Origin of the sequence: Frigoribacterium sp. Leaf44 (genome assembly GCF_001421865.1) — a bacterium.
Taxonomy (GTDB): domain Bacteria; phylum Actinomycetota; class Actinomycetes; order Actinomycetales; family Microbacteriaceae; genus Frigoribacterium.
Window position 1 is genome coordinate 39,951 of sequence record NZ_LMLG01000006.1, and the last position, 20,379, is coordinate 60,329.

General features: G+C 74.1%; 19 protein-coding genes. 12 read left to right on the forward strand and 7 right to left on the reverse strand.

Annotated elements, in window-relative coordinates; all coding sequences use genetic code 11:
• Positions 1-55 precede the first annotated feature (55 nt).
• On the reverse strand, positions 56-433 hold the full coding sequence (locus tag ASE87_RS08575; RefSeq protein ID WP_056227725.1) for a hypothetical protein: 378 nt from the start codon (positions 431-433) through the stop codon (positions 56-58).
• Positions 434-568: 135 nt separating this feature from the next.
• Between ASE87_RS08575 and ASE87_RS08580 the strand changes: the two genes are divergently transcribed.
• The 4 genes from ASE87_RS08580 (at position 569) to ASE87_RS08595 (ending at position 5,827) form a co-directional block, all read left to right on the forward strand.
• Positions 569-2,671, forward strand: a complete 2,103-nt coding sequence (locus ASE87_RS08580; protein WP_056227728.1) for a serine hydrolase — start codon at positions 569-571, stop codon at positions 2,669-2,671.
• Positions 2,672-2,763: 92 nt separating this feature from the next.
• On the forward strand, positions 2,764-4,173 hold the full coding sequence (locus ASE87_RS08585) for a histidine kinase (RefSeq protein ID WP_235472257.1): 1,410 nt from the start codon (positions 2,764-2,766) through the stop codon (positions 4,171-4,173).
• Positions 4,170-4,937 (forward strand): response regulator transcription factor, encoded by a 768-nt coding sequence (locus ASE87_RS08590; RefSeq protein ID WP_056227730.1) that lies wholly within the window; start codon positions 4,170-4,172, stop codon positions 4,935-4,937. The genes ASE87_RS08585 and ASE87_RS08590 overlap by 4 nt, the downstream gene beginning before the upstream one ends.
• 191 nt (positions 4,938-5,128) lie before the next feature.
• A complete protein-coding gene (locus ASE87_RS08595) occupies positions 5,129-5,827 on the forward strand; it encodes a hypothetical protein (RefSeq protein ID WP_056227733.1) in 699 nt (232 codons plus the stop codon).
• 126 nt (positions 5,828-5,953) lie between these two features.
• On the opposite strand, the gene ASE87_RS08600 is transcribed toward ASE87_RS08595, so the two are convergent.
• The gene (locus tag ASE87_RS08600; protein WP_056227736.1) at positions 5,954-6,265 is read right to left on the reverse strand and encodes a hypothetical protein; all 312 of its coding nucleotides are present in this window, start codon (positions 6,263-6,265) and stop codon (positions 5,954-5,956) included.
• A 159-nt stretch (positions 6,266-6,424) separates the two neighbouring features.
• Between ASE87_RS08600 and ASE87_RS08605 the strand changes: the two genes are divergently transcribed.
• Both ASE87_RS08605 and rlmC read left to right on the forward strand, forming a co-directional pair.
• Positions 6,425-7,150 (forward strand): sulfite exporter TauE/SafE family protein, encoded by a 726-nt coding sequence (locus ASE87_RS08605; protein ID WP_056227739.1) that lies wholly within the window; start codon positions 6,425-6,427, stop codon positions 7,148-7,150.
• 61 nt (positions 7,151-7,211) lie between these two features.
• The gene (rlmC, locus tag ASE87_RS08610) at positions 7,212-8,408 is read left to right on the forward strand and encodes a 23S rRNA (uracil(747)-C(5))-methyltransferase RlmC (protein ID WP_056227742.1); all 1,197 of its coding nucleotides are present in this window, start codon (positions 7,212-7,214) and stop codon (positions 8,406-8,408) included.
• 239 nt (positions 8,409-8,647) lie between these two features.
• Here rlmC and ASE87_RS08615 read toward each other — a convergent pair whose 3' ends face one another.
• From ASE87_RS08615 to ASE87_RS08630, 4 genes are all read right to left on the reverse strand, one after another.
• On the reverse strand, positions 8,648-9,469 hold the full coding sequence (locus tag ASE87_RS08615) for a hypothetical protein (RefSeq protein WP_157489782.1): 822 nt from the start codon (positions 9,467-9,469) through the stop codon (positions 8,648-8,650).
• Positions 9,470-9,577: 108 nt separating this feature from the next.
• Positions 9,578-10,930 (reverse strand): alpha-amylase family glycosyl hydrolase, encoded by a 1,353-nt coding sequence (locus ASE87_RS08620; RefSeq protein ID WP_056227749.1) that lies wholly within the window; start codon positions 10,928-10,930, stop codon positions 9,578-9,580.
• Positions 10,931-11,026: 96 nt separating this feature from the next.
• Complete coding sequence (locus ASE87_RS08625; protein ID WP_043595969.1) at positions 11,027-11,386, reverse strand: hypothetical protein; 360 nt, start codon at positions 11,384-11,386, stop codon at positions 11,027-11,029.
• Between the two features lie 156 nt (positions 11,387-11,542).
• Complete coding sequence (locus ASE87_RS08630) at positions 11,543-12,538, reverse strand: iron-siderophore ABC transporter substrate-binding protein (protein WP_056227751.1); 996 nt, start codon at positions 12,536-12,538, stop codon at positions 11,543-11,545.
• A 132-nt stretch (positions 12,539-12,670) separates the two neighbouring features.
• On the opposite strand from ASE87_RS08630, the gene ASE87_RS08635 reads away from it, so the two are divergent.
• The 4 genes from ASE87_RS08635 to ASE87_RS08650 all read left to right on the forward strand — a co-directional run bounded on the left by ASE87_RS08635 (position 12,671) and on the right by ASE87_RS08650 (position 16,606).
• Positions 12,671-13,732, forward strand: coding sequence for an iron ABC transporter permease (locus ASE87_RS08635; protein WP_056227754.1), 1,062 nt, complete (start codon positions 12,671-12,673; stop codon positions 13,730-13,732).
• Entirely contained in the window at positions 13,729-14,829 is a 1,101-nt protein-coding gene (locus ASE87_RS08640; protein ID WP_082452508.1) for an iron chelate uptake ABC transporter family permease subunit, read from the forward strand. Before ASE87_RS08635 ends, ASE87_RS08640 begins: the two co-directional genes overlap by 4 nt.
• Positions 14,826-15,701, forward strand: coding sequence for an ABC transporter ATP-binding protein (locus ASE87_RS08645; protein ID WP_082452509.1), 876 nt, complete (start codon positions 14,826-14,828; stop codon positions 15,699-15,701). The genes ASE87_RS08640 and ASE87_RS08645 overlap by 4 nt, the downstream gene beginning before the upstream one ends.
• A 71-nt stretch (positions 15,702-15,772) precedes the next feature.
• Positions 15,773-16,606, forward strand: a complete 834-nt coding sequence (locus tag ASE87_RS08650; RefSeq protein ID WP_056227757.1) for an SDR family NAD(P)-dependent oxidoreductase — start codon at positions 15,773-15,775, stop codon at positions 16,604-16,606.
• A 231-nt stretch (positions 16,607-16,837) separates the two neighbouring features.
• Here ASE87_RS08650 and ASE87_RS16085 read toward each other — a convergent pair whose 3' ends face one another.
• Entirely contained in the window at positions 16,838-16,990 is a 153-nt protein-coding gene (locus ASE87_RS16085) for a hypothetical protein (RefSeq protein ID WP_156155479.1), read from the reverse strand.
• 240 nt (positions 16,991-17,230) lie between these two features.
• Here ASE87_RS16085 and ASE87_RS08655 point away from each other — a divergent pair, with 240 nt between their 5' ends.
• On the forward strand, positions 17,231-18,718 hold the full coding sequence (locus ASE87_RS08655; protein WP_056227758.1) for an alpha/beta hydrolase: 1,488 nt from the start codon (positions 17,231-17,233) through the stop codon (positions 18,716-18,718).
• Positions 18,715-20,328 carry a GMC family oxidoreductase gene (locus ASE87_RS08660; protein ID WP_082059854.1) on the forward strand — a complete coding sequence of 538 codons (1,614 nt, stop codon included), beginning with the start codon at positions 18,715-18,717 and terminating at the stop codon, positions 20,326-20,328. Before ASE87_RS08655 ends, ASE87_RS08660 begins: the two co-directional genes overlap by 4 nt.
• Positions 20,329-20,379 lie beyond the last annotated feature (51 nt).

Consider the following 20,379-nt stretch of genomic DNA (forward strand, 5'->3'; position numbering starts at 1 on the left):
GTGCGGGTTCTGCGGTGCGGGTGCCTTGCGGTCCGGTCATGGGTGCAGCCCGAGGTCAGGGGCGGCGGCGGCGACCGGCGGCAGGCTCAGGAGGCGCGGGGGGCGGCCACGGGTCGGGCTCGGCGGTGCTGCGGGCGATGAGCGCACGGACGTCGGCGTCGTGCTGCAGCGTCCACGCGACGGCCGAGTTCAACGACGACGCCGTGTGGAGCCACGGGCGACGCCCGCCCTCGTCGCGGCAGTGGGCGTAGACGTCGAACGCGAAGCCGCCCGTGACCGGCCGCTGGCGCACGAAGCCGAGCGCCGGCGCCTCGCCCTGCCGGATCAGCCACAGCCCCTGCCCGCCCGGGATCGGGGGGATCGCGCACGGGTGCTCGGCCGGCGGCTTGCGCAGTGCCGCCCGCGCGTTCTCGAACTTCGTCTGCACGCCCATGTCGGTGACCGTAGGCGCGACCACCGACGCCCGGCTGGTCCGGGCCGGGGAGGCACCGGCGTACGACGAAAGTCGTACGCGAGGTCCCGACTCCTGCACCCGGTGCCGCGGCGGCGCAGCCGCGAGCGTAGAGGCATGATCACGACACCGACTCGAGAAGCCCCTCCGTCCCGGCGGCGCCACCCGCGCCTCCTCGTCCGAAAGACCCTCGCCGCCGCGGCCGTCGTCGCCCTGGGCGTCACGCTCGCCGGCTGCGCGTCCGGGGCGACGGGCGCGACCGCCGACCCCGCGCCTCCTGCACCGCCGCAGCACCAGCCCGGCGGGCACTCGCTCACGCAGGACGACGTCGACACGTGGCTCGACGGCGCCGTCGGCTCGGCGCTGCAGACGACCGGCATCCCGGGGGCGACCGTGTCGGTCGTCGCCGACGGGAAGCTGCTGACCGCCCGCGGCTACGGCATGGCCGACACCGGCACCGGCGAGACGCCCGCCGAGGCCGTCGACCCCGAGCGCACGCTGTTCCGCGTCGGCTCGGTCTCGAAGGTCGTCTCGGCCACCGCCGTCATGCAGCTCGTCGAGCAGGGCGACCTCGACCTCGACGCCGATGTGCAGCAGTACCTCGACTTCGACCTCGACACCCCGAAGGGCGCCGTCACCCTGCGACACCTGCTCACCCACACGGCCGGCTTCGAGGAGGTCATCTCGGGACTGATCGGCACGCCCGGCAGCGAGAAGACGCTGCGCGAGGCCGTCAGCGAGGCTCCCCCGGCCCAGGTCTTCGTGCCCGGCACGACCCCGGCGTACTCCAACTACGGAGCCACCCTGGCCGGTTACGTCGCCGAGCGCGTCAGCGGGGTCCCGTTCGCCGACCTGCTGCAGAAGGACGTCTTCGACCGGGCCGGCATGACCTCGTCGTCGTTCGCCCAGCCGCTGCCCGCCGACCTGGACGCCCGTCTGGCGCACGGTTACCCGGACGACTCGAAGCCCGCCGTCGCCACCGAGGTCGTCAACGCGGCGCCGGCCGGTGCGATGTCGGCCACCGCGACCGACATGGCCCGGTTCATGCTCGCCCAGCTCGGCGACCTGCCCGACGACCAGGCGCTGTTGCAGCCCGACACGCTCGCCGAGATGCACCGCCCCGCCCTCGACGCGGACGACCTCGGCACGCTCGTCGCCGGCCAGCGCATGGACCTCGCGTTCTTCGACGACAGCACGCCCGGCCTGGCCGCCTTCGGCCACGACGGCGACACGCAGGTGTTCCACTCGGCGATGCGGATGTTCCCCCAGCACGACACCGGCATCTTCCTCAGCATGAACGGCAGCGGACGATCGGCCACGGCCTCCCTCGACCTGCGCACCACGGTGCTGCAGGGGTTCGCCGACCGGTACCTGCGTGACGCGGCGGCCGCGGACTCGACCGACGCGTCCGACTCGACCGACTCGACCGACTCGACCGACGGCCCCGTGGCCGCCGACCTGGCCGGCACGTACCTCTCGTCGCGCTCCCCCGTCACCAACCCCGGCGCCCTGCTCGCGCTGAGCGGTCAGACCACGATCGTCCCCCGTTCGGACGGCACGGTCGCCGTCACCCCGAAACCCCTCGGCGTGACCACCGGCGTCTACGAGAAGGTCGGGACCGACCTGTGGCGCGAGGTCGGCGGAGACGCCCTGCTCGCGACGCGGACCGCCGACACCGACGGGGACTCGACGGTCGAGGCGATCTCGTGGGGCGCCTCCTTCACCATGCTGCGGGCGCAGCCCTGGCAGGCGGCGTCGGCCGTGCTGCCGAGCGTGATCCTGGCCGTCGTGGTGCTGTTCGCCTCGATGATCGTCTGGCCGGCCACCGCCCTCGCCGGTGTGGGACGCCGCCGTCGGGACCTCCGGGCCGGCCCGTCGACCGGGGCGGTCGCGACCACCCCGCGTCGCCGCGACCGCACCCTGCTGCTGTCCCGTCTGGGACAGGCGTCGACGCTGCTGGCCCTCGTCGGTTGGGCGGTCGTCGCGGTCCAGGCCATGTCGTTCGCCGAGGTGTCGGCCGTGACCCTGCGCGTGCTGCAGGGGCTGCAGCTGCTCGGCGTCGTCGCGATCGTGCCGGCCGCCCTGGTCGCCTGGCAGGCCGTGCGCGAGCGTCGCGGCTGGGCCGTCGTGACCGGACGCGTGCTCGTCCTCGTGTCGCTCGTCGTCCTCGCCGGATTCGCCTTCGGCTTCCGCCTCATCGCCCCGAGCGTGAGCTTCTGATGCCCCGCCCCCAGCGCGACACCCGGGCCGACGGTGCACAACCGTCGTCGGTCCGGGGCCGGGAGGCCCGTGGCACCTGGCATGCTCGGACCGTGACCACGAGCCCTGACACCCCGCCCGCCGCGGCGCCGGCCGCCGACCGGGCCGGCCCCGGGGTCGACACGGTGCGCCGGGTCCTCGACCGGCTCGGCGTGCACACGGTGCTCGGCCGCGACGTCGTGCTCGCCGGCGTCTGGGTGCTCGTCACGATCGCCTTCCTCGCGACGCTGCTCGCGGCGGGCGAGTTCTACGGCGCGAACCGCAGCATCCCGACGGCCCAGATCGTCGCCGTGATCGTGCTGGCGCTCGCCCAGCACGTGCCCCTGGCGCTCCGACGCGTCCGACCCGTCACGGCCCTGCTCGCGGTCGCCGTCCTGCAGGCCGCCCTGCTCGCGGTGCTGCCGACGGGCCTCGCCCTGTGGACGGCCGCCCCCGTCGTCACGGCGTACACGGTCGCCACCCTGCGGCCGACGCGGGTCGTCGTCGGGGCGGTCCTCGCCGCCGTCGGCATCGAGGCCGTCGGGGCCGCCGTCGGTGCCTCGGCCCTCGTGAAGGACCAGCTCGGGGCCGCCGCGGGGCTCGGCGAGGTCGGCGTCGTCGTCGAGGCCCTCGCCCTCGTGGCCAGCGCCGTGCTGATCGACGGCGTGAGCGCCGCCGTCGGCTCGTGGGTGGCCCTGCGCCGCGCCCACGACCGTGACGCCCGGGCCCGCGCGGCCGAGGGCGTCGAGCACCAGGCGACGCTCACCCGGGCCGCGGTCGCCGCCGAGCGCACGCGCATGGCCCGTGAGCTGCACGACGTCGCCGCCCACCACCTCACCGGGCTCGTCGTGCAGGCGGGTGCCGCCGAACGCCTCGTCGACGGCGACCCCGAGCGCGCCAAGGAGTCCCTGCGCAGCGTCCGCGCCCAGGGCCGCGAGACCCTCGACGCGCTGCGGTCGATCGTGGGCATCCTCCGCGAGACCGGCGACGGGCCGAGCGGCACCGTGCCCGTTCCTGGTCTCGGCGACGTGGGCGACCTCGTCGACCAGGCCCGCGCCTCCGGGGCCGTCGTCGACTCGCACGTCGACGGGACGCTGCCGTCGCTGGCCCCGCTCGCCGACGTGACGGCCTACCGCACGGTGCAAGAGGCGCTCGTCAACGCCCGTCGGCACGCGCCGGGGGCGACGGTCGAGCTGCGTCTCCGCGCGACGGCCGAGTCCCTCGTGATCGTCGTCGAGAACGACCTGCCCCTCTCTCGCGCCACGTCGGGGGGCGGCGGCCTCGGGTTGGTCGGCATGCGCGAGCGGGCCGACCTGGTCGGCGGACGGCTCGACACCGGGGTGACCGCCGAGGGGCAGTGGCGGGTGCGGCTCGAGCTGCCGGTCGAGGCGGACGCCTCGACGGCCGGGCCGTCGGCACCCGCTGCGACGCCCGCGGCGACGCCAGGGCCAGGTGCGGGGCTCGCCGGCGGGGGTGCCGAATGATCCGGGTCGTGCTGGTCGACGACCAGGCGATCGTGCGCACCGGCTTCCGGGTCGTGCTCGAGACGGCGGGCGGCATCGAGGTCGTCGGCGAGGCCTCCGGCGGGCGCGAGGCGGTCGAGGTCGTGCGACGCACCCGCCCCGACGTCGTCGTGATGGACGTGCGGATGCCCGGTGGCGACGGCATCGAGGCGACGCGGGCGATCGTCGACGCCCGGGTCGGGCCCGGTGCCGCCGGAACGGCCGCTGCCGGCGGCCTCGGCTCGTCAGCGCCCCTCGGCGGCGGCCCGCCCCTCGGCACCGATGCCGTCGACGGGCAGGAGGCGCGGGTCGGGTCGGCGAGCACCCCCGCGGTCCTCGTCGCCACGACCTTCGACCTCGACGAGTACGTGTTCGGTGCCCTCGAGGCGGGCGCGAGCGGGTTCGTGCTCAAGGACGTCGAGCCCGACGAGTTCGTCGGTGCCGTCCGCGCCCTGGCCTCGGGCCGCGCGGCGATCGACGGCGCCACCACGCGGCGGGTGATCGCCGAGTTCACGCGGCGCCGGCGGACGTCGGCGGTCGAACCGTCGCCCGACGTCCTGACGGAGCGCGAGCGCGAGCTCGTCCGCCTGCTCGGCGAGGGGCTCTCGAACGACGAGATCGGCGAGCGCCTGGTGGTCGAGACGAGCACGGTCAAGTCGCACCTCACCCGCATCACGACCAAGCTCGGCACCCGAGACCGCCTGCAGACCGTCGTCTGGGCCTACCGCTCGGGCCTGCTGCCCTGAGCCCGGGGTCCGAGGCCGATCGGCCTCCCGTCATCGGCCCGGGTCGCACCACGAACCGGACGTCGCACCGCCGATCTCGACGGTGCGACGTCGGGTCCGCGGTGCGACGCGCGGGCCCGAGCAGCATCACGACCCGCTGGTAGCCTCGGGGCGTCGCGGGACCACGGGGGTGCCCGGACGGAGGGGACGACATGTCGATCAGGACCACGCTGCCCATCGGGGCCGCCACTCTCGTGTTGCTGTTGACCGGGTGCTCAGGGGGTGCCGGCGACGAGCCGACCACGACGCCGAGCGCCACCACCGCGGCGAGTCCGTCGGCCACGGCGACCGCCGACGCCTCGTCGGCCGCCCTCTCGGACGCCGAACTGGCGTCCGTCTTCACGGGCATCCAGTTCGTGCCCGACGAGTTCGACACGACCGACCAGCTGCTCGACTCGGTCTACCCGGGGCTGACCGCGAGCGACCCGAGCTGCCTCGCCCCGTTCGGCGTCGGCTGGGACGACGCCGCCCCCGACGGCGCGCTCGAGTTCGGCACGAGCAACGACCGCTCGATGACCACCGTCGTCGCGAGCACGGGTGACGACGACGCGGCTTCGGCCCTGGTCGCCGAGGCGTCCGACGCCCTGACCCGCTGCGCGGACGGCACCGCCCTCTTCACGATGCAGGGCCAGCCCGTGCAGACCACGGTCGAGACCACCGAGCCGACCCTCACGGGCACCGACGAGTCGCTCGGCTGGCGCGTCACGGGCACCGTCGGCGGCGGCAGCTTCACCCTGGTCGGCCTGACCGCCCGCGTCGGCGGCGACGCCGTCGCGGTCGTCGGCTGGGACCCGTCGTCGAACGCCACGAACGTGCCGCTCGCGACCCAGATGTTCGTCGACGCCCTCTAGTCGGGCCTGCCCGGAGCCGTCACCGCACCGACGTCGGCCGTGCTGACGAGGCATCGCCGAGTGGACACGACACCGCGGCGTTCGGCGGTGTCCTGTCCCCTCGGCGGTGTCGCAGGGGCGGGGCGGTCAGGCGACGGGCTCCACGAGCGTGACGTGCTGCGTCGCCACCCGCACGGGCTGGCCGGCGAACGCCGCGGCGCGCGCCTCGGACTGCAGGTAGGCGGCCTCGACCTCGGCGAAGCGCGCGGCGTCCCCCGGGGCGCTGACGGCCCAGACGAACTGGTTCGCGTCACGGTCGGCGTAGGCGAACTCGATCTCGAAGCCCTCGGACAGCCGGGCGGGGATCAACGTCGAGGCGAACCAGGCGACGAAGTCGTCGAGCACCCCCTCGACGAGCTCGTAGCGGCGCAACTGGACGGTCTTCGACGAGTCGGTCATGCCGCCACCCTACTGACGCCGCACAACACCACGAGATGGACACCGCGCCACGACTAGTCCTGGCGCCGTGCCCATCTCCTGGCGTAGTACCCGCCGGTTGCCCACAGCGGCGCTGCCCTGCCACGCCCGCCGTCACGCCCACCCCGGTAGCGTGACGGCGTGACCCCGCTGACGCTCGCCCTCGCCGCCGCGGCCATCGTGGTCGGCGCCCTCACGCAGCGCATGGCGGGAATCGGCTTCGCGCTCACGGCCGCACCCCTGCTCGTCGTGGTCCTCGGCCCCGAGGCCGGCGTCTCGGTCGGCAACGCCCTCGCCGCCGTGCTCGCGCTGGTCGTGCTGGCGAGCACCTGGCGGACGGTGCGGTGGCGGACGGCGGCCCTCCTCGTCCTGCCCGCGCTCGTGACGATCCCGATCGGTGCGTGGGTCGTGCAGACCGCCCCGACCGGCCCGCTGACCGTCGCGGTGGGTGCCCTGGCCCTGGTCGGAGTGCTGGTGATGGCGTTCTCGAGCCGCGCGCGCCTCCTGCCCGGCCGGGTCGGCGCCGTGGCCGCGGGCGCGCTCGGCGGCTTCATGAACGTGACCGCCGGCGTCGGCGGCCCGGCGCTGACGGTGCACGCGACGAGCGACCGGTGGCCCCGGGAGGTCTTCGTCGGCACCGGCCAGGTGTTCCTGCTGGCGGTCAACCTGACCTCGGTGCTGACGAAGGGCATCCCCACCGAGCCGGTCCCCGTGTGGGCGGGAGCGCTCGGCCTGCTGTTCGTCGGCGCGTTCGTCGGGCACCACCTCAGCAAGGTCGTGCCGGCCCGGGTCGGCCGCATCCTCGTCCTGACGCTCGCGGCCGTCGGCAGCGCCCTCGCCCTCGTGCGCGGCATCACCCAGCTCTGACCCACCCAGCCGAGGAGGCGCGGGTCGCCACCCGGCGCCCCTCGCCTAGACTCGGCCCGCCATGCAGTGCGACTACTTCGACGCGGGGCTGTGCCGTTCGTGCACGCTCCTCGACCGCCCCTACCCGGTGCAGGTCGCCGAGAAAGAGGTGCGCGTCCGCGACCTCCTCGGCGAGCGCCACGCCCCCGCGGCCTGGCTGCCGACGCTGACCGGCCCCGAGTCGGGGTTCCGCAACAAGGCGAAGATGGTCGTCGGCGGCACGATCGACGAGCCGACGCTCGGCATCCTCGACGGCCGCGGGCAGGGTGTCGACCTGCGTGGCTGCGGGCTGCACACGGCGGGCATCCAGGAGGCGCTGCCGACGCTGGCGGCGTTCGTGACCCGGGCGCGCCTCCTGCCGTACGACGTGCCGAAGCGCCGCGGCGAGGCGAAGTACGTGCACGTGACCGAGTCGCCCTCCGGCGAGTTGATGGTGCGCTTCGTGCTGCGCAGCGAGCAGGCCCTGCCGCGGCTGCGGGCCGAGCTGCCCTGGCTGCTCGAGGCCCTGCCCCGGGTCGCGGTCGTGTCGGTCAACCTGCTGCCCGAGCACAAGGCCGTGCTCGAGGGCGCCGACGAGATCGTGCTGACCGACCGCGAGACGCTCACCATGCAGCTCGGCGAGGTCGACCTCGAGCTGCGCCCCCAGAGCTTCTTCCAGACGAACACCGCGATCGCGGCCGGGCTCTACGCGCAGGCCGCCGAGTGGGTCGACGCGATCGACCCGGCCTCGGTGTGGGACCTCTACTGCGGCGTCGGAGGCTTCGCCCTGCACGTCGCGCGCCCGGGCGCCGGCCGCACGAGTCGGCACGCTCACCGCGAGGTCGTCGGCATCGAGACCAGCGAGGAGGCGGTGGCCAGCGCCCGGGGCAGCGCCCGTCGTGCAGGCCTCGAGCACGTACGCTTCGCGGCGGACGACGCGACCCGGTTCGCGACGACCGCGGCCGCATCCGCGTCGGCGGAGCCGGGGTCCGCAGGGGCCGGCACCGCGCCTCCCGAGCTGGTCATCGTCAACCCGCCGCGACGCGGCATCGGCGCCACGCTGGCCGGCTGGCTCGAGGGGTCGGACGTCGAGCACGTCGTCTACTCGAGCTGCAATCCCGTCACCCTGGCGAGCGACCTCGACGCGATGCCGTCGTTCGACGTGGTCGCCGCGCGCGTGTTCGACATGTTCCCGCAGACGCCGCACCTCGAGGCGATGGCGCTGCTGCGTCGCCGCTGAGGCGGGCACGGCTGCCCGCCGCGTGACTGCCCGCCGCGTGATCGTCCGTGGCCCGCGGCGGCGCGGCCGCCGCACGCCCGTGCACCCGGTTTCGAACGATGAACCCACGAGCTTCCGGGTTCATCGTTCGAAACCGGGTTCATGGGGCGACGAGGACGACGTGCGGCCAGTCGTCACGAGCCCTGAGGCACGAGCCCCGAGCCCCGGGGCGCGACCTCGGACCACGAGCCTCGGCGACCTCAGAGCACGACGGTGCTGCTGCGCCAGCCGAGCGAGTCGGCACCCGTCTGCCACACGACGGTGAGGCCGCGGCCGGCCCCGCCGGACTCGCCGATCTCGGTCGTGAAGCGCTTGCCCGAGCCGGCCGACACGGCCTGGATCGACGGCAGCTGCTGCCCGTCGAGGAAGACCCACAGCGTGTCGGGGTAGCCGACGACGCTCGGCTCGGTCTGGTCCTGGCTCAGCGGGCTGGCGAACGAGATCGACGCGGGGGCCGTGGTGTCGTACACCGCGCCTCCTGCGGTCTGGTCCTCGGCGCCGGCGGCCGGGTTGTCCCATTCGTAGAGCGAGTCGCCGGTCGGCGGCACACCGGCGTCGTCGACGCGCAGGCCGTCGGCCGTCTCGCGCACGATCCAGGCGTCGGCGAGGTCGTCGGTCGTGGCGCTCACCAGCGTGAAGGCGCCCTCGGGCCCCTCGGCCACGGTCAGGTCGGCGTCGACCAGGGCCGATGCCTCGTCGGGCGTCACCGTGCCGTCCACCGGCGAGTACTCGGCGAAGGTCCGCTCGGCGCCGTAGAACTGCTGCGCCTCGGGGGTCAGCAGGGCCCAGGCCGCCGCCGTGTCTCCGCCCGCGATCGCGTCGAGGTAGCGCACGACGATCGCCTGCTCGGCCGAGTCCTGTTCGGAACCGGCCGGGGTCGCGGTCGTCGCCGGGGCGCTCGGCGCGCCGGTGGCCGCGGCGGTCGGAGCCGTCACGGCGGGGTCGGACGTGCATCCGGTGGCGGCGACCAGCGCACCGACGGCGAGGGTCGAGGTCATGAGTAGCTCTCGTGTCTTAGCCATGCGTGGCACGGTAGCGACGGCCCGGCCGGGTTCGTCGCGACTCCCAGGGGATGCCCACGGGCATCGGAGGGACCGCGGAGGCGCGGGCCGGTTCAGGCGCGGGCCGGGTCAGGCGCGGGCGACGACCGCCCAGCCGTGCGGCCCCACCGACAGCACGTCGCCGTCGAGGCCCGCGTCCCGACCGGCCAACCACCCACCCGGCGCGGGGTCGGCCACGCGCAGCTCGTCGTCGCCGAGGTTCAGCGCGACGACGAGCGCCTCGCCCGCCCCGACGCCCGTGACCTCGAGCACGAGCGACTCGTTCGCGACCGACACGGTGCGGCTGCGGGCGGTGTGCAGCCACGGGTGCCGACGTCGCACGCCGATCAGTTCCTGGTGCAGGGCGAGGACCTCGGGGAGGGCGTCCGGGACGCCGGCACCCGGAGCCTCGGCAGGCGTCGAGGGGAACGCCGGACGCACCGCGTCGTCGCCGCCGACCCGCGCCTCCTTGACGGCCCGCAGGCCGAACTCGTCCCCGTAGTAGACCGAGGGCGTGCCGCCGAGGGTGAAGAGCAGCACGATCGCGTGGTCGTGGTGGCGCTCGTCGTCGATCTGGCTGGCGATGCGCGTGACGTCGTGGTTGCCGACGAAGGTCAGCGGCACGAAGTCGTCGAGGAACCCGTCGTGACGCTGCAGCGCCCACTCGAGCTCGAACAGGTTGACCTCGGCCAGGGCGTGCCAGACGCCCTGCCACAGCTCGTACTGGGTGACCGAGTCGAGGCCTCCGTCACGGACGGCCGCCGCGTAGTCCCCGTGCAGCACCTCGCCCACGACGTACACGTCGGGGTGCCGTTCACGCAGCGGCGGCAGCACGGTCGCCCAGAACTGCGAGGGCACCGAGTAGGCGGCGTCGAGGCGCCAGGCGTCGGCACCGCGGTCGGCCCAGTACGTCAGGACGTCCGTGACCGTGCGGGCCACCTCGGGCGACGAGTGGTCGAGGGCGATGAGCCCGCCGTGCCCCTCGAAGGTGCCCAGGCTGCCGTCGGCCTCGCGCCGGAACAGGGAGGCCGCGCTCGAGTCGGGGTCGCGACGGGCCTCGACCAGCGCGGGGAACTCGGGGCCGACGTGGTTGAAGACGCCGTCCAGCATGACCTTGACGCCCTTCGCGTGGGCGGCCTCGATCAGGGTGACGAGGTCGTCCTCGGTGCCGAGGCGCGGGTCGATCGTGAGCCAGTCGACGGTGTCGTAGCCGTGGGTCGACGACGCGAAGACCGGCCCGAGGGCGAGCCCGTTGGCGCCGAGCGCCAGCAGGTGGTCGAGCCACGGCACGAGATCGAGGAGGCGCGGTGCCGGCGAGCGGTCCGCTCCCGTCGTGTCCGCCCCGACGAATCCCAGGGGGTACACGTGCCACCACACGACGTGCTCGGTCCAGTCGGGGCCCGGCAGGGCGGTGGCCGTCGTCGAGGGTTCGTGTTCGCTCATTCGCGCCACCCTAGTGACGGGCGGCCGTGAGGTGTCCCCCGGAGGCCGAGGGCGTCGGCCCGCAGGGCGTCCGCGTCGGCCCGCCGGGCTCCGGCGTCAGCTCGCGGGGCCGAGCAGGACGGCGAGCAGCGCGGCGGCACCGCCGACGATGAAGAGCATCGTGCCGGCCTGCATGGTGCGGGTCTTGTTGCGGTCCGCCGTGGGGACGTCGACCTCGAGGATCGGGCAGCCCGACCAACCGATGAGCCCGACGCTCAGGGCGACGAGCGCGGCACCGACCCAGAACAACGTCGCCAGCCCGGCCGAGAGGAGGGCGGGACGCCAGCCGGTCGCGAGCAGCAGCCCCAGGGCCACCGCCACGCTGCCGACCGCGGCGACGAACCAGATCGTGCCGGTCCACATGATGCGTTGGACGTTCTTCTCGGGGGTCATCAGGTCGTGCAGCTCGTGGGTCACCAGAACATCTTTCACCCTCTGCAGCGATCCGGCACACCCGGGCACCCCGGAACACGCAGGAACGGGCGGGTCCGTGCGATGCGGGCGTCCAACGACGCCCGCATCGGACGAACCCGCCCGTCCTGCTCGCCGCGATGCCGACCGCGGGCGCGACGACTACTTCGTGGCGCCCTCGAGCAGCGGCACCAGCTGGTCGAGCGCGTACTGGCGCGAGAGCGCCGAGCCGAGCGAGTACGCGGCGGCGACGTCACCGTCGATGACGACGGCGTGGCCGTCCTGCACGGCCGACAGGGCCTTCCACTGCGGGTCGTCGGTGATCTCGGTCGTGTCGATGTAGATCGGGAACGCCACGATGACGTCGGCGTCGATCTGGTCGAGCTGCTCGCTCGAGATCGACACCGAGAAGCCGCCGGCGTTCGGCTTCAGCGCCGAGATCGCGGGGTTCTGCTCGAAGCCGAGCGCCTCGAGCTGCTCGACCCGCTCGCTGTCCTCGACGTAGGCGCCCCAGCCCTCGCTGGTCTTCGTGGCGGCGGTGATCGTCTTGCCCTTCCACTCGGGGTGGGCGTCGGCGACGGCCTCGACGGCCTTCTCGTTCTCGTCGACGAGTCGTTCGCCCTCGGCCTCTTCACCGAGTGCCTTCGAGACGAGCTCCATCTGGTCCTCGAAGTCGGTCAGGTAGCTGTCGCCTCCCTCGGGCACGCCCACGGTCGGGGCGATGCTCGAGAGACGGTCGTAGCGCTCCTGGTCGCCCGAGCTCTTCGTGTCGAGGATGACGTCGGGCTCGAGGGCCGCGATGGCCTCGTAGGAGGGCTCGAGGGTGCCGATGATCTCGGGGGCCTGGTCGTACAGACCCTGCGCCCATGGGCCGACGCCGTCGGCGTCGTCACCGAAGGCCAGCCAGTCCGACGCCCCGACGGGCTGAACGCCCAGCGCGAGGGCCGCCTCGGCGTCGCCCCAGCCGAGTGCGACGACGCGCGTCGGCTTCTTCTCGACGGTGACCTCGCCGAACTTCGTGTCGATCGAGACGGGGAACGCGCCCGACCCGCCCGAGGCACCGCCGGTGGCGTCGTCGGAGTCGGTGTCGGCCGAGCAGCCGGCCAGGGCGAGGGTGGCGACCGCGACGGCGGCGGCGATCGAGAGTTTCTTGCGCATGTGTTCCTCAGGGCTGTGACGTCGGTGCTGTGACGTGGTGTCGGGCGGAAGGTGGGGTGCGGGGGTCGGGTCCGGGCGGCGACGTGCGCCGCCCGGCCGGACTCCAAGTGAGGGTAGCCTAAGCTAATCATCATGGCGATGCCCCGAGCGCTCACGGTCGGCCGTGCCCCGCGACCGACGCGAGGCTCCCGGCGAACCCGCACGCGCCTCCTCGCCCTCGTGGCCGCCCTGACCCTGTTGGCCCTCGCCGTCGTGCTGGGACTCGCCGTCGGCGCGCGGCCGGTCGCCTTCGACGACGTGCTGCGCATCCTCTCCGGGGCCGCGAGGAGCGACACCGCCGACGCCACCGCCGTGCTCGACCTCCGCCTGCCGCGCACGGTCGCCGCGATCGTGGCCGGCGCCGGGCTTGGGGTCGCCGGGGCCGTCGTGCAGGCCGTGACGCGCAACCCGCTGGCCGACCCGGGCATCCTCGGCGTCACCTCGGGCAGCGCCTTCGCCGTCGCCCTCGCGGTGGGCTTCGCCGGGGTGACCTCGGCGAGCGGCTGGGTCTGGTTCTCGTTCGTCGGGGCCGGCGTCGCGACGGTCGTTGTCGCCCTGATCGGCGGCGCCGGACGCGGAGGCGGTGGTCCCGCCCGCCTGACCCTCGCCGGCCTCGCGCTCGGGTCGGTGCTCGCGGGCATCACCTCGTCGATCGTGCTGGCCGACCCCCGTCGCTTCGACGCCGTCCGCGCGTGGGAGGTCGGCTCGCTCGCCGACCGCGGCTGGGAACCCGTGCTCACCGTGCTGCCCTTCGTCGCGGCCGGGGTCGTCGTCGCCCTGATCGCCTCGCGCCCGCTCGACGCCGTCGCGCTCGGCGACGAGCACGCCGCGTCGGTCGGCGTCTCGGTGCCGGCCGTGCGCGTCGTCTCGTTGGTCGTCGTCACCCTGCTGGCCGGAGGCGCGACCGCGGTGGTCGGGCCCATCGCGTTCGTGGGGCTCATGGTCGCGCACGCCGCCCGCGGCGTCGTCGGGCCCAGCCAGCCGTGGATCACCGCCCTCTCGGCCGTGCTCGGGCCGGTGCTGCTGCTGCTCGCGGACGTCCTCGGCCGCGTGGTCGCTCCCCCGGGCGAGCTGGCCGCGGGGCTCGTCACTGCGGCCGTCGGCGCCCCCGTGCTCATCGCGATCGCCCGACGCCGACGGGTGGGCGGCGCATGAGGCGGGCGGACGGGCCGGGCACGCGCCCGACCCGGGGCACGGGCACGTCGTCGGGTCCGCGGCCGACGCCGGCCTCCCCGGGTGTCGGCCCGCGCCTCCTGCGCTCGTGGCGCTCGACCGGCGGGCGGCGACGCACGGCGACGCTGACGCTGGTCGTGGTGGCCGTCGTCGTCGCGATCGTCGCCCTCGGCATCGGCGACTACCCGCTCAGCCCACCCGAGGTCGTCCGGGCCCTGTTCGGCGGCGACGGGTTCGCCTCGACCATCGTGCTGAACTGGCGGCTGCCGCGCGTCCTCGCGGCCCTCGTCTTCGGCGCCGCCCTCGGCGTCTCGGGCACGATCTTCCAGTCGCTGACCCGCAACCCGCTGGGCTCGCCCGACGTGATCGGCTTCTCGACCGGCGCCTACACCGGGGCGATCGTCGTCATCGTGTCGGGTGCGGCCTCGACGATCGGCACGGCGGCCGGAGCCCTGATCGGCGGGCTCGTGACCGCGTTGGTGGTCTACCTGCTCGCCTACCGCCGCGGCGTGCACGGGCTGCGGCTGATCATCGTGGGCATCGGCGTCACCGCCCTGCTGCACTCGGTCAACAGCTGGTTGCTGCTGCGCGCCCAGACCGAGGTCGCGCTGACCGCGTCGTTCTGGGGGGCCGGCTCGCTCGCGCTCGTCGGCTGGAAGCAGCTCGTCCCGGCGCTCGTGCTGCTCGTCGTGCTGACCCCGCTCGTCATGGGGTTGTCACGGCCGCTGCGCCAGCTCGAACTCGGCGACGACGCCGCCCGGTCGCACGGCCTCGGCGCCGAACGGTCCCGCCTGGCGCTCGTCGTGGTCGGCGTCGCGCTGACCGCCGTGGTCACCGCCAGCACCGGGCCGATCGCGTTCGTGGCCCTGGCCGCGCCGCAGCTGGCCCGCCGCCTGGTGCGGTCGGCCGGGGTGCCGCTCGTCGCGGGCGGGCTCGTCGGCGGGGTGCTGCTGCTCGTCGCCGACCTGGTCGCCCAGCACGTGGCCGCCAACCCGGTGCCGGTCGGCCTCGTCACCCTCGTGATCGGCGGGGTCTACCTGATCACGCTGCTCGTCTCGGAATCCCGGAGGTCCGCGTGAACGCCGACGCCACCCGCCCGCCCGCACCCGACGCGACCGGTGCGCCCGACACGACCGGTGCGCCCGACGCCGCCCGCGCCTCCGACGGGGCCCGCGCCTCCCGCCTCGTCGCCCGCGGAGCACACCTCGCCTACGACCGCCGGACGGTGAGCGAGGCCGTCGACGCCGACGTGCGCGACGGCTCGTTCACGATCATCGTCGGGCCGAACGCCTGCGGGAAGTCGACCTTGCTGAGGGCCTTCGCGCGCCTCCTGAAGCCCCGGTCGGGGTCGGTCCTGCTCGACGGACGCGAGCTCGCGGGCGTGCCGGCGAAAGAGGTGGCGCGCATCGTCGGGTTGCTGCCCCAGACCTCGTCCGCGCCCGACGGCATCACCGTCGCCGAACTCGTCGCCCGGGGCCGCTACCCGCACCAGGGGCTCTTCCGGCAGTGGACCGGCACCGACCGCGAGGCCGTCGACGCGGCCCTGGCCGAGACCGACCTCACCGAGCTGGTCGACGTGCCCGTCGACGAGCTGTCGGGCGGCCAGCGCCAGCGAGTGTGGGTCGCGATGGCGCTCGCGCAGCAGACCCCGGTGCTGCTGCTCGACGAGCCGACGACCTACCTCGACATCGCGCACCAGTACGACCTGCTCGACATCTTCGCCCGGCTGCACGGGCAGGGCACGACCGTGGTCGCGGTGCTGCACGACCTCAACCAGGCCGCGCGGTACGCGACCGACCTGATCGTGATGGCCGACGGCGACGTGGTGGCGACGGGAACCCCGGCCGAGGTGCTGACCGAGCAGCTGGTGACCGACGTGTTCGACCTGCCCTGCGTCGTCGTGCCGGACCCCGTGACCGGGTCGCCGATGGTCGTGCCGCGCCGCCGCTGAGGTCGGGTGGGCACCCGGGGTGCCACTAAGGCCGGGTGGGCACCCGGGGTGCCGGCGAGCAGGATGGACCCATGAAGATCGAACTCGACGGCACCACCGCACTCGTCACCGGATCGACCCAGGGCATCGGCTTCGCGATCGCCCGGGGGCTGGCAGCAGCCGGGGCCCGCGTCATCGTGAACGGACGCTCGACCGAGACCACGGACGCGGCCCGGGCGCGCCTCCTCGAATCGTTGGCGAGCGACGCCGACTTCGCGGCCCTCGACGACGAGACCCAGGAGGCGCGGGTCGTCACGCTCGCGGCCGACCTGGCCACCGAGGCGGGCGCCCGGGCAGCGGTCGCGGCCTTCCCCGAGGTCGACGTGCTCGTGAACAACCTCGGTGTCTTCGGATCGGCCGACGCCCTGAGCATCGACGACGACGAGTGGCGGCGGTACTTCGAGACGAACGTGCTGTCGGCCGTGCGGCTGACGCGGGCCTACCTGCCCGGCATGATGCAGCGCGGCTGGGGTCGCGTGCAGTACATCGCGAGCGACTCGGCGATCGTGACGCCGGTCGAGATGATCCACTACGGGGTGTCGAAGACGGCGCTGCTGGGGGTGTCGCGGGGGTTCGCGAAGGCGGCGGCGGGCTCGGGCGTGACGGTCAACAGCGTCATCGCCGGGCCGACGCACACGGGTGGCGTCGAGGAGTTCGTGCGCGAGCTGGTCGGCGACGACCTGCCCTGGGAGGAGGCCCAGCACGAGTTCATGCTGAAGCACCGGCCGCAGTCGCTCATCCAGCGACTGATCGAGCCGGAGGAGATCGCCAACATGGTGGTCTACCTCAGCTCGCGCCTCGCCTCGGCGACGACGGGCGGGGCGCTGCGGGTCGACGGCGGCTACGTCGACTCGATCGTCCCGTAGGGCCGGCAGCGATGTCGCACCACCGATGTGCTGTCGAACCACGCACATCGGCGGTTCGACACCACGTCGGTGGTGCGACCCCGGGCCGAAGGTGCGGAACGGACGCGTCAGGCCTGGGCTTTGGCGCGATCGTCGTCGAGCGCGTCCTCGCGGCTGGCCTGCAGATCGGCCCCCGGCAGACCATGCCGGGGGCCGTGGTCTCGGAGCCCGGGCTGCGTTCGCCTGCCCGGGCTAGCGGGTGCGGGCGGCGGGGCGTCCGCCGCGACCACGACGGTCGGCACGCGGGGCACGGGAGGGCAGCACCGCCGCGACCAGGAAGAAGACGATGCCGAAGATGACGACGATCGACCCGATGACCATGAGGGCGATGATGACGGTTTCCATCCGCCCATCCTCCCGGGCGGGCGGGACGCGCACAAGGCGCGACTGCTGAGCATCCGCCGCCCGCGCCTCCTCGGGGTACGCCTCCCAGCGTCACGATCGCTCGCCGTGGGCAGTCAGTCGTACCACCGGCGCGGTCCGTACGCCCTTATTGGGCCCGATGACGGTGGCGGGACGTAGCGTCGACCTCGCCGAGACGACGGGGGACGTCGCCCGGCACCACGTCTTCTCCGAGGAGTCCGAGTGACCAGCGACACCACCACACGCCCCACCCTGTTCTGCCTGCACGCGCTCGGCATGAGCCGGCTCGAGTACGGTCCCGTCACCGAGGCGCTCGGCGACGACGTCGAGGTGGTAGCCCTCGACCTGCCCGGCTTCGGCGACGCCACCACGGTCGACGGCGTGACCGTCGACGACATGGTCCGTCAGGTCACCCGGCAGATCCGGCGCCACGGTGCCACCCGCTGGCTGCTCGTCGGCCACAGCATGGGCGGCAAGATCGCCTCGATCGTCGCCGCTCGCACGCTCGCCGGGCAGGGCGGCCTCTTCGGTCTCGCCGGGGTCGTGCTGCTCGCGGCGTCCCCGCCCTCACCCGAACCGATGAGCGAGTCGAACCGCGATCAGATGATCGCCGCGGCCGCCGACGGCCCGCTCGACGCCGACACGACCCGCTCCTTCGTCGACGACAACGTGGGTGCCCCGTTGCCCGCCGTGCTCGACGACCAGGCCCTCGCCGACCTGCACCGCACCTCCCCCGAGGCGTGGACCGCCTGGTTCGACCGCGGCAGCCGCGAGGACTGGTCGGTTGAGGTCGGCACCCTCGACCTGCCCGCCCTGATCGTCGCCGGTGGCGCCGACGGGCCGCTGGGCGAGGACGCCCAGCGCCGCCTCAACGGTGCCGTCTACCCGCGCGCCACGCACCTCACCCTCGACGGCGCCGGCCACCTGTTGCCGCTCGAGCGCCCGGCCGAGGTCGCTGCGGCCGTCCTCGACTTCTGGCGCGACGACGCGGGGCGGGCTCCGGTCATGTCGGACGACTTCGCCCGCGTCATCGCGTCGAGCCGCACCGCCTCGAACACCCGCGGCATACTCGCCCGGCGCGCCGTCGCCGACGACCCGCGGTACGCCCCGCAGGTGCTGACCGAGGCGCAGCTGACCACGTTGCGTGCCGTGGCCTCCCGCGTCGTGCCGCAGGACGACCCCACGCACGCGATCGACCTCGCCGCACGGGTCGACGCCCAGCTCGCCGCCGGCTACGGCGACGGCTGGCGCAACGCCGACCTGCCGAGCGACCCCGAGGCCTACGCGCTGGGCCTCGACGCCCTCGCCGACTTCACCGAGCTGACCTACGAGCAGCAGGACGAGCGGCTCGCCGCGATCGTCGCGGGCGATCCCGACGACGCCCTCGGCACCGTCGGCGACAGCGGTGGCGGTGACTCGCACCACGGCGGCGACCAGGACGACGCCGGCCTGACCGGCGGCACCCCCGGGGGGACGGGGCAGCCCAGCGCCGACGAGGCGCATCCGTTCTCGGTCGAGCAGCTCACCGCGTGGTTCGAGGACTGCCGCGTCGACCTGGTCAAGCTCTGGCTCGCCCACCCCGCGACGATGGAACGCATCGGCTTCGACGGTTTCGCGAACGGCCGTGCCGGTCGCGCCCTGCAAGGATTCAGCCGGCTCGGTGCCGGCGAACGAGAGGGCTGGGAACCAGCCATGGAGGTCACCCGATGAAGCTCGACGGACAACGCACGTACGACGAGTCCGAGGTCGTCGACGCGGTCGTGATCGGCACCGGCGCCGGCGGCGCCCCGATCCTCGCCAAGCTCGCCCTGCAGGGGCTCACGGTCGTCGCCCTCGAAGCCGGCCCGAACTTCGAGCCCGACGAGTACACGCAGGACGAGATCGAGGCCGTCAAGATCAACTGGATGGACGAGCGCCTCAGCGGCGGCGAGACCCCGACCGCCTTCGGCCAGAACAACAGCGGCAAGGGCGTCGGCGGTTCGACCCTGCACTGGGGTGCGTTCACGCCCCGCCCCGACGAGCGCGATCTCAAGCTGAAGTCGCTGACCGGCAAGGGCGAGGACTGGCCGGTCGACCACGCCGAGCTGATCGGGTACATCGAAGAGGTCGAGCACTTCGTCGGCGTCTCCGGGCCGGCCGACTACCCGTGGGACCCGTCGCGTTCGTACCTGATGCCGCCGCCCGCCCGCAACGCGTCGAGCGACATGATGATCCGCGGCTGCGAGGCCCTGGGCATCCGGGCCACGGACGCCCCCGCCGCCCTGGTCAGCCGTGACTGGCGCCAGGAGCACGTCGGCACCCGCCCGGCCTGCGTCGGTTGCGGCAGCTGCCACCAGGGCTGCCGCAGCGGCGCCAAGGTCAGCATGGACACCAGCTACCTGCCGATGGCCGTCGCGAACGGGGCCGAGATCCGCCCCGAGTCGATGGTCACGGGCATCGAGCTCGACGACGCCGGTGAGGTGTCGGCCGTGGTCTACGTCCGCGACGGGGTCGAGCACCGCCAGCGCACCGCCGCGCTCTTCCTCTGCGCAGGCGGCGTCGAGACGCCGCGACTGCTGCTGCACGCCGGCATCGCCAACAGCAGCGACCAGGTCGGCCGCAACTTCATGGCCCACGGGGCCACCCAGGTCTGGGGCACCTTCGACACCGAGATGCGCGGCTACCGCGGGTACCCGTCGTCGATCATCACCGAAGACACCATGCGGCCCGAGGGCGTCGACTTCGTCGGCGGCTACCTGATCCAGAGCCTCGGCGCGATGCCGTTGACGCTGGCCACGACCCTGGCGCGCGGCGCCGGCCTCTGGGGCCCCGAACTCGTGAAGGCGCTCGACGACTACCGCTTCATGGCCGGCGTCGGCATCAACGCCGAGTGCCTGCCGAGCGAGCAGAACCGCCTGACGCTGTCCGACGAGGTCGACGAGTTCGGCATGCCCAAGGTCGTCGTCACCTTCACGCCGGGCGAGAACGAGAAGGCGATCGACGACCACGCCGTCGAGACGATGACCGCGATCGTCGAGGCAGCCGGGGGCCGTGACATCCGCGTGCTGGCGCGCACGGCGCACACGATCGGCACCTGCCGCATGGGCACCGATCCGACGACGGCCGTGGTCGACCCCGACGGACGCAGCTTCGACGTGCCCAACCTCTGGATCGCCGACAACTCGGTCTTCCCGAGCGCCGTCGTCGCCAACCCCGCACTGACGATCATGGCCCTCGGCCTGCGCACCGCCGACCGCTTCCTGGCGAGCGCCGGGCTGACGGGCACCGTCGCCGGCGAGCGCGTCGGCGCGGACGTCTCGCGCGTGGTCGACGCGGCCTGAGCCGCCCGACCCGACCCGCGCCTCCTGAGCCCCGAGCCCAGGAGGCGCGGG

Bases quoted from the DNA above. Each gene is read 5' to 3' on its own strand.
- ASE87_RS08575 (WP_056227725.1), bottom strand. From the start codon at position 433: ATGGGCGTGCAGACGAAGTTCGAGAACGCGCGGGCGGCACTGCGCAAG.
- ASE87_RS08580 (WP_056227728.1), top strand. From the start codon at position 569: ATGATCACGACACCGACTCGAGAAGCCCCTCCGTCCCGGCGGCGCCAC.
- ASE87_RS08590 (WP_056227730.1), top strand. From the start codon at position 4,170: ATGATCCGGGTCGTGCTGGTCGACGACCAGGCGATCGTGCGCACCGGC.
- ASE87_RS08595 (WP_056227733.1), top strand. From the start codon at position 5,129: ATGTCGATCAGGACCACGCTGCCCATCGGGGCCGCCACTCTCGTGTTG.
- ASE87_RS08600 (WP_056227736.1), bottom strand. From the start codon at position 6,265: ATGACCGACTCGTCGAAGACCGTCCAGTTGCGCCGCTACGAGCTCGTC.
- rlmC (WP_056227742.1), top strand. From the start codon at position 7,212: ATGCAGTGCGACTACTTCGACGCGGGGCTGTGCCGTTCGTGCACGCTC.
- ASE87_RS08615 (WP_157489782.1), bottom strand. From the start codon at position 9,469: ATGGCTAAGACACGAGAGCTACTCATGACCTCGACCCTCGCCGTCGGT.
- ASE87_RS08620 (WP_056227749.1), bottom strand. From the start codon at position 10,930: ATGAGCGAACACGAACCCTCGACGACGGCCACCGCCCTGCCGGGCCCC.
- ASE87_RS08630 (WP_056227751.1), bottom strand. From the start codon at position 12,538: ATGCGCAAGAAACTCTCGATCGCCGCCGCCGTCGCGGTCGCCACCCTC.
- ASE87_RS08635 (WP_056227754.1), top strand. From the start codon at position 12,671: ATGGCGATGCCCCGAGCGCTCACGGTCGGCCGTGCCCCGCGACCGACG.
- ASE87_RS08640 (WP_082452508.1), top strand. From the start codon at position 13,729: ATGAGGCGGGCGGACGGGCCGGGCACGCGCCCGACCCGGGGCACGGGC.
- ASE87_RS08650 (WP_056227757.1), top strand. From the start codon at position 15,773: ATGAAGATCGAACTCGACGGCACCACCGCACTCGTCACCGGATCGACC.
- ASE87_RS16085 (WP_156155479.1), bottom strand. From the start codon at position 16,990: ATGGAAACCGTCATCATCGCCCTCATGGTCATCGGGTCGATCGTCGTC.
- ASE87_RS08660 (WP_082059854.1), top strand. From the start codon at position 18,715: ATGAAGCTCGACGGACAACGCACGTACGACGAGTCCGAGGTCGTCGAC.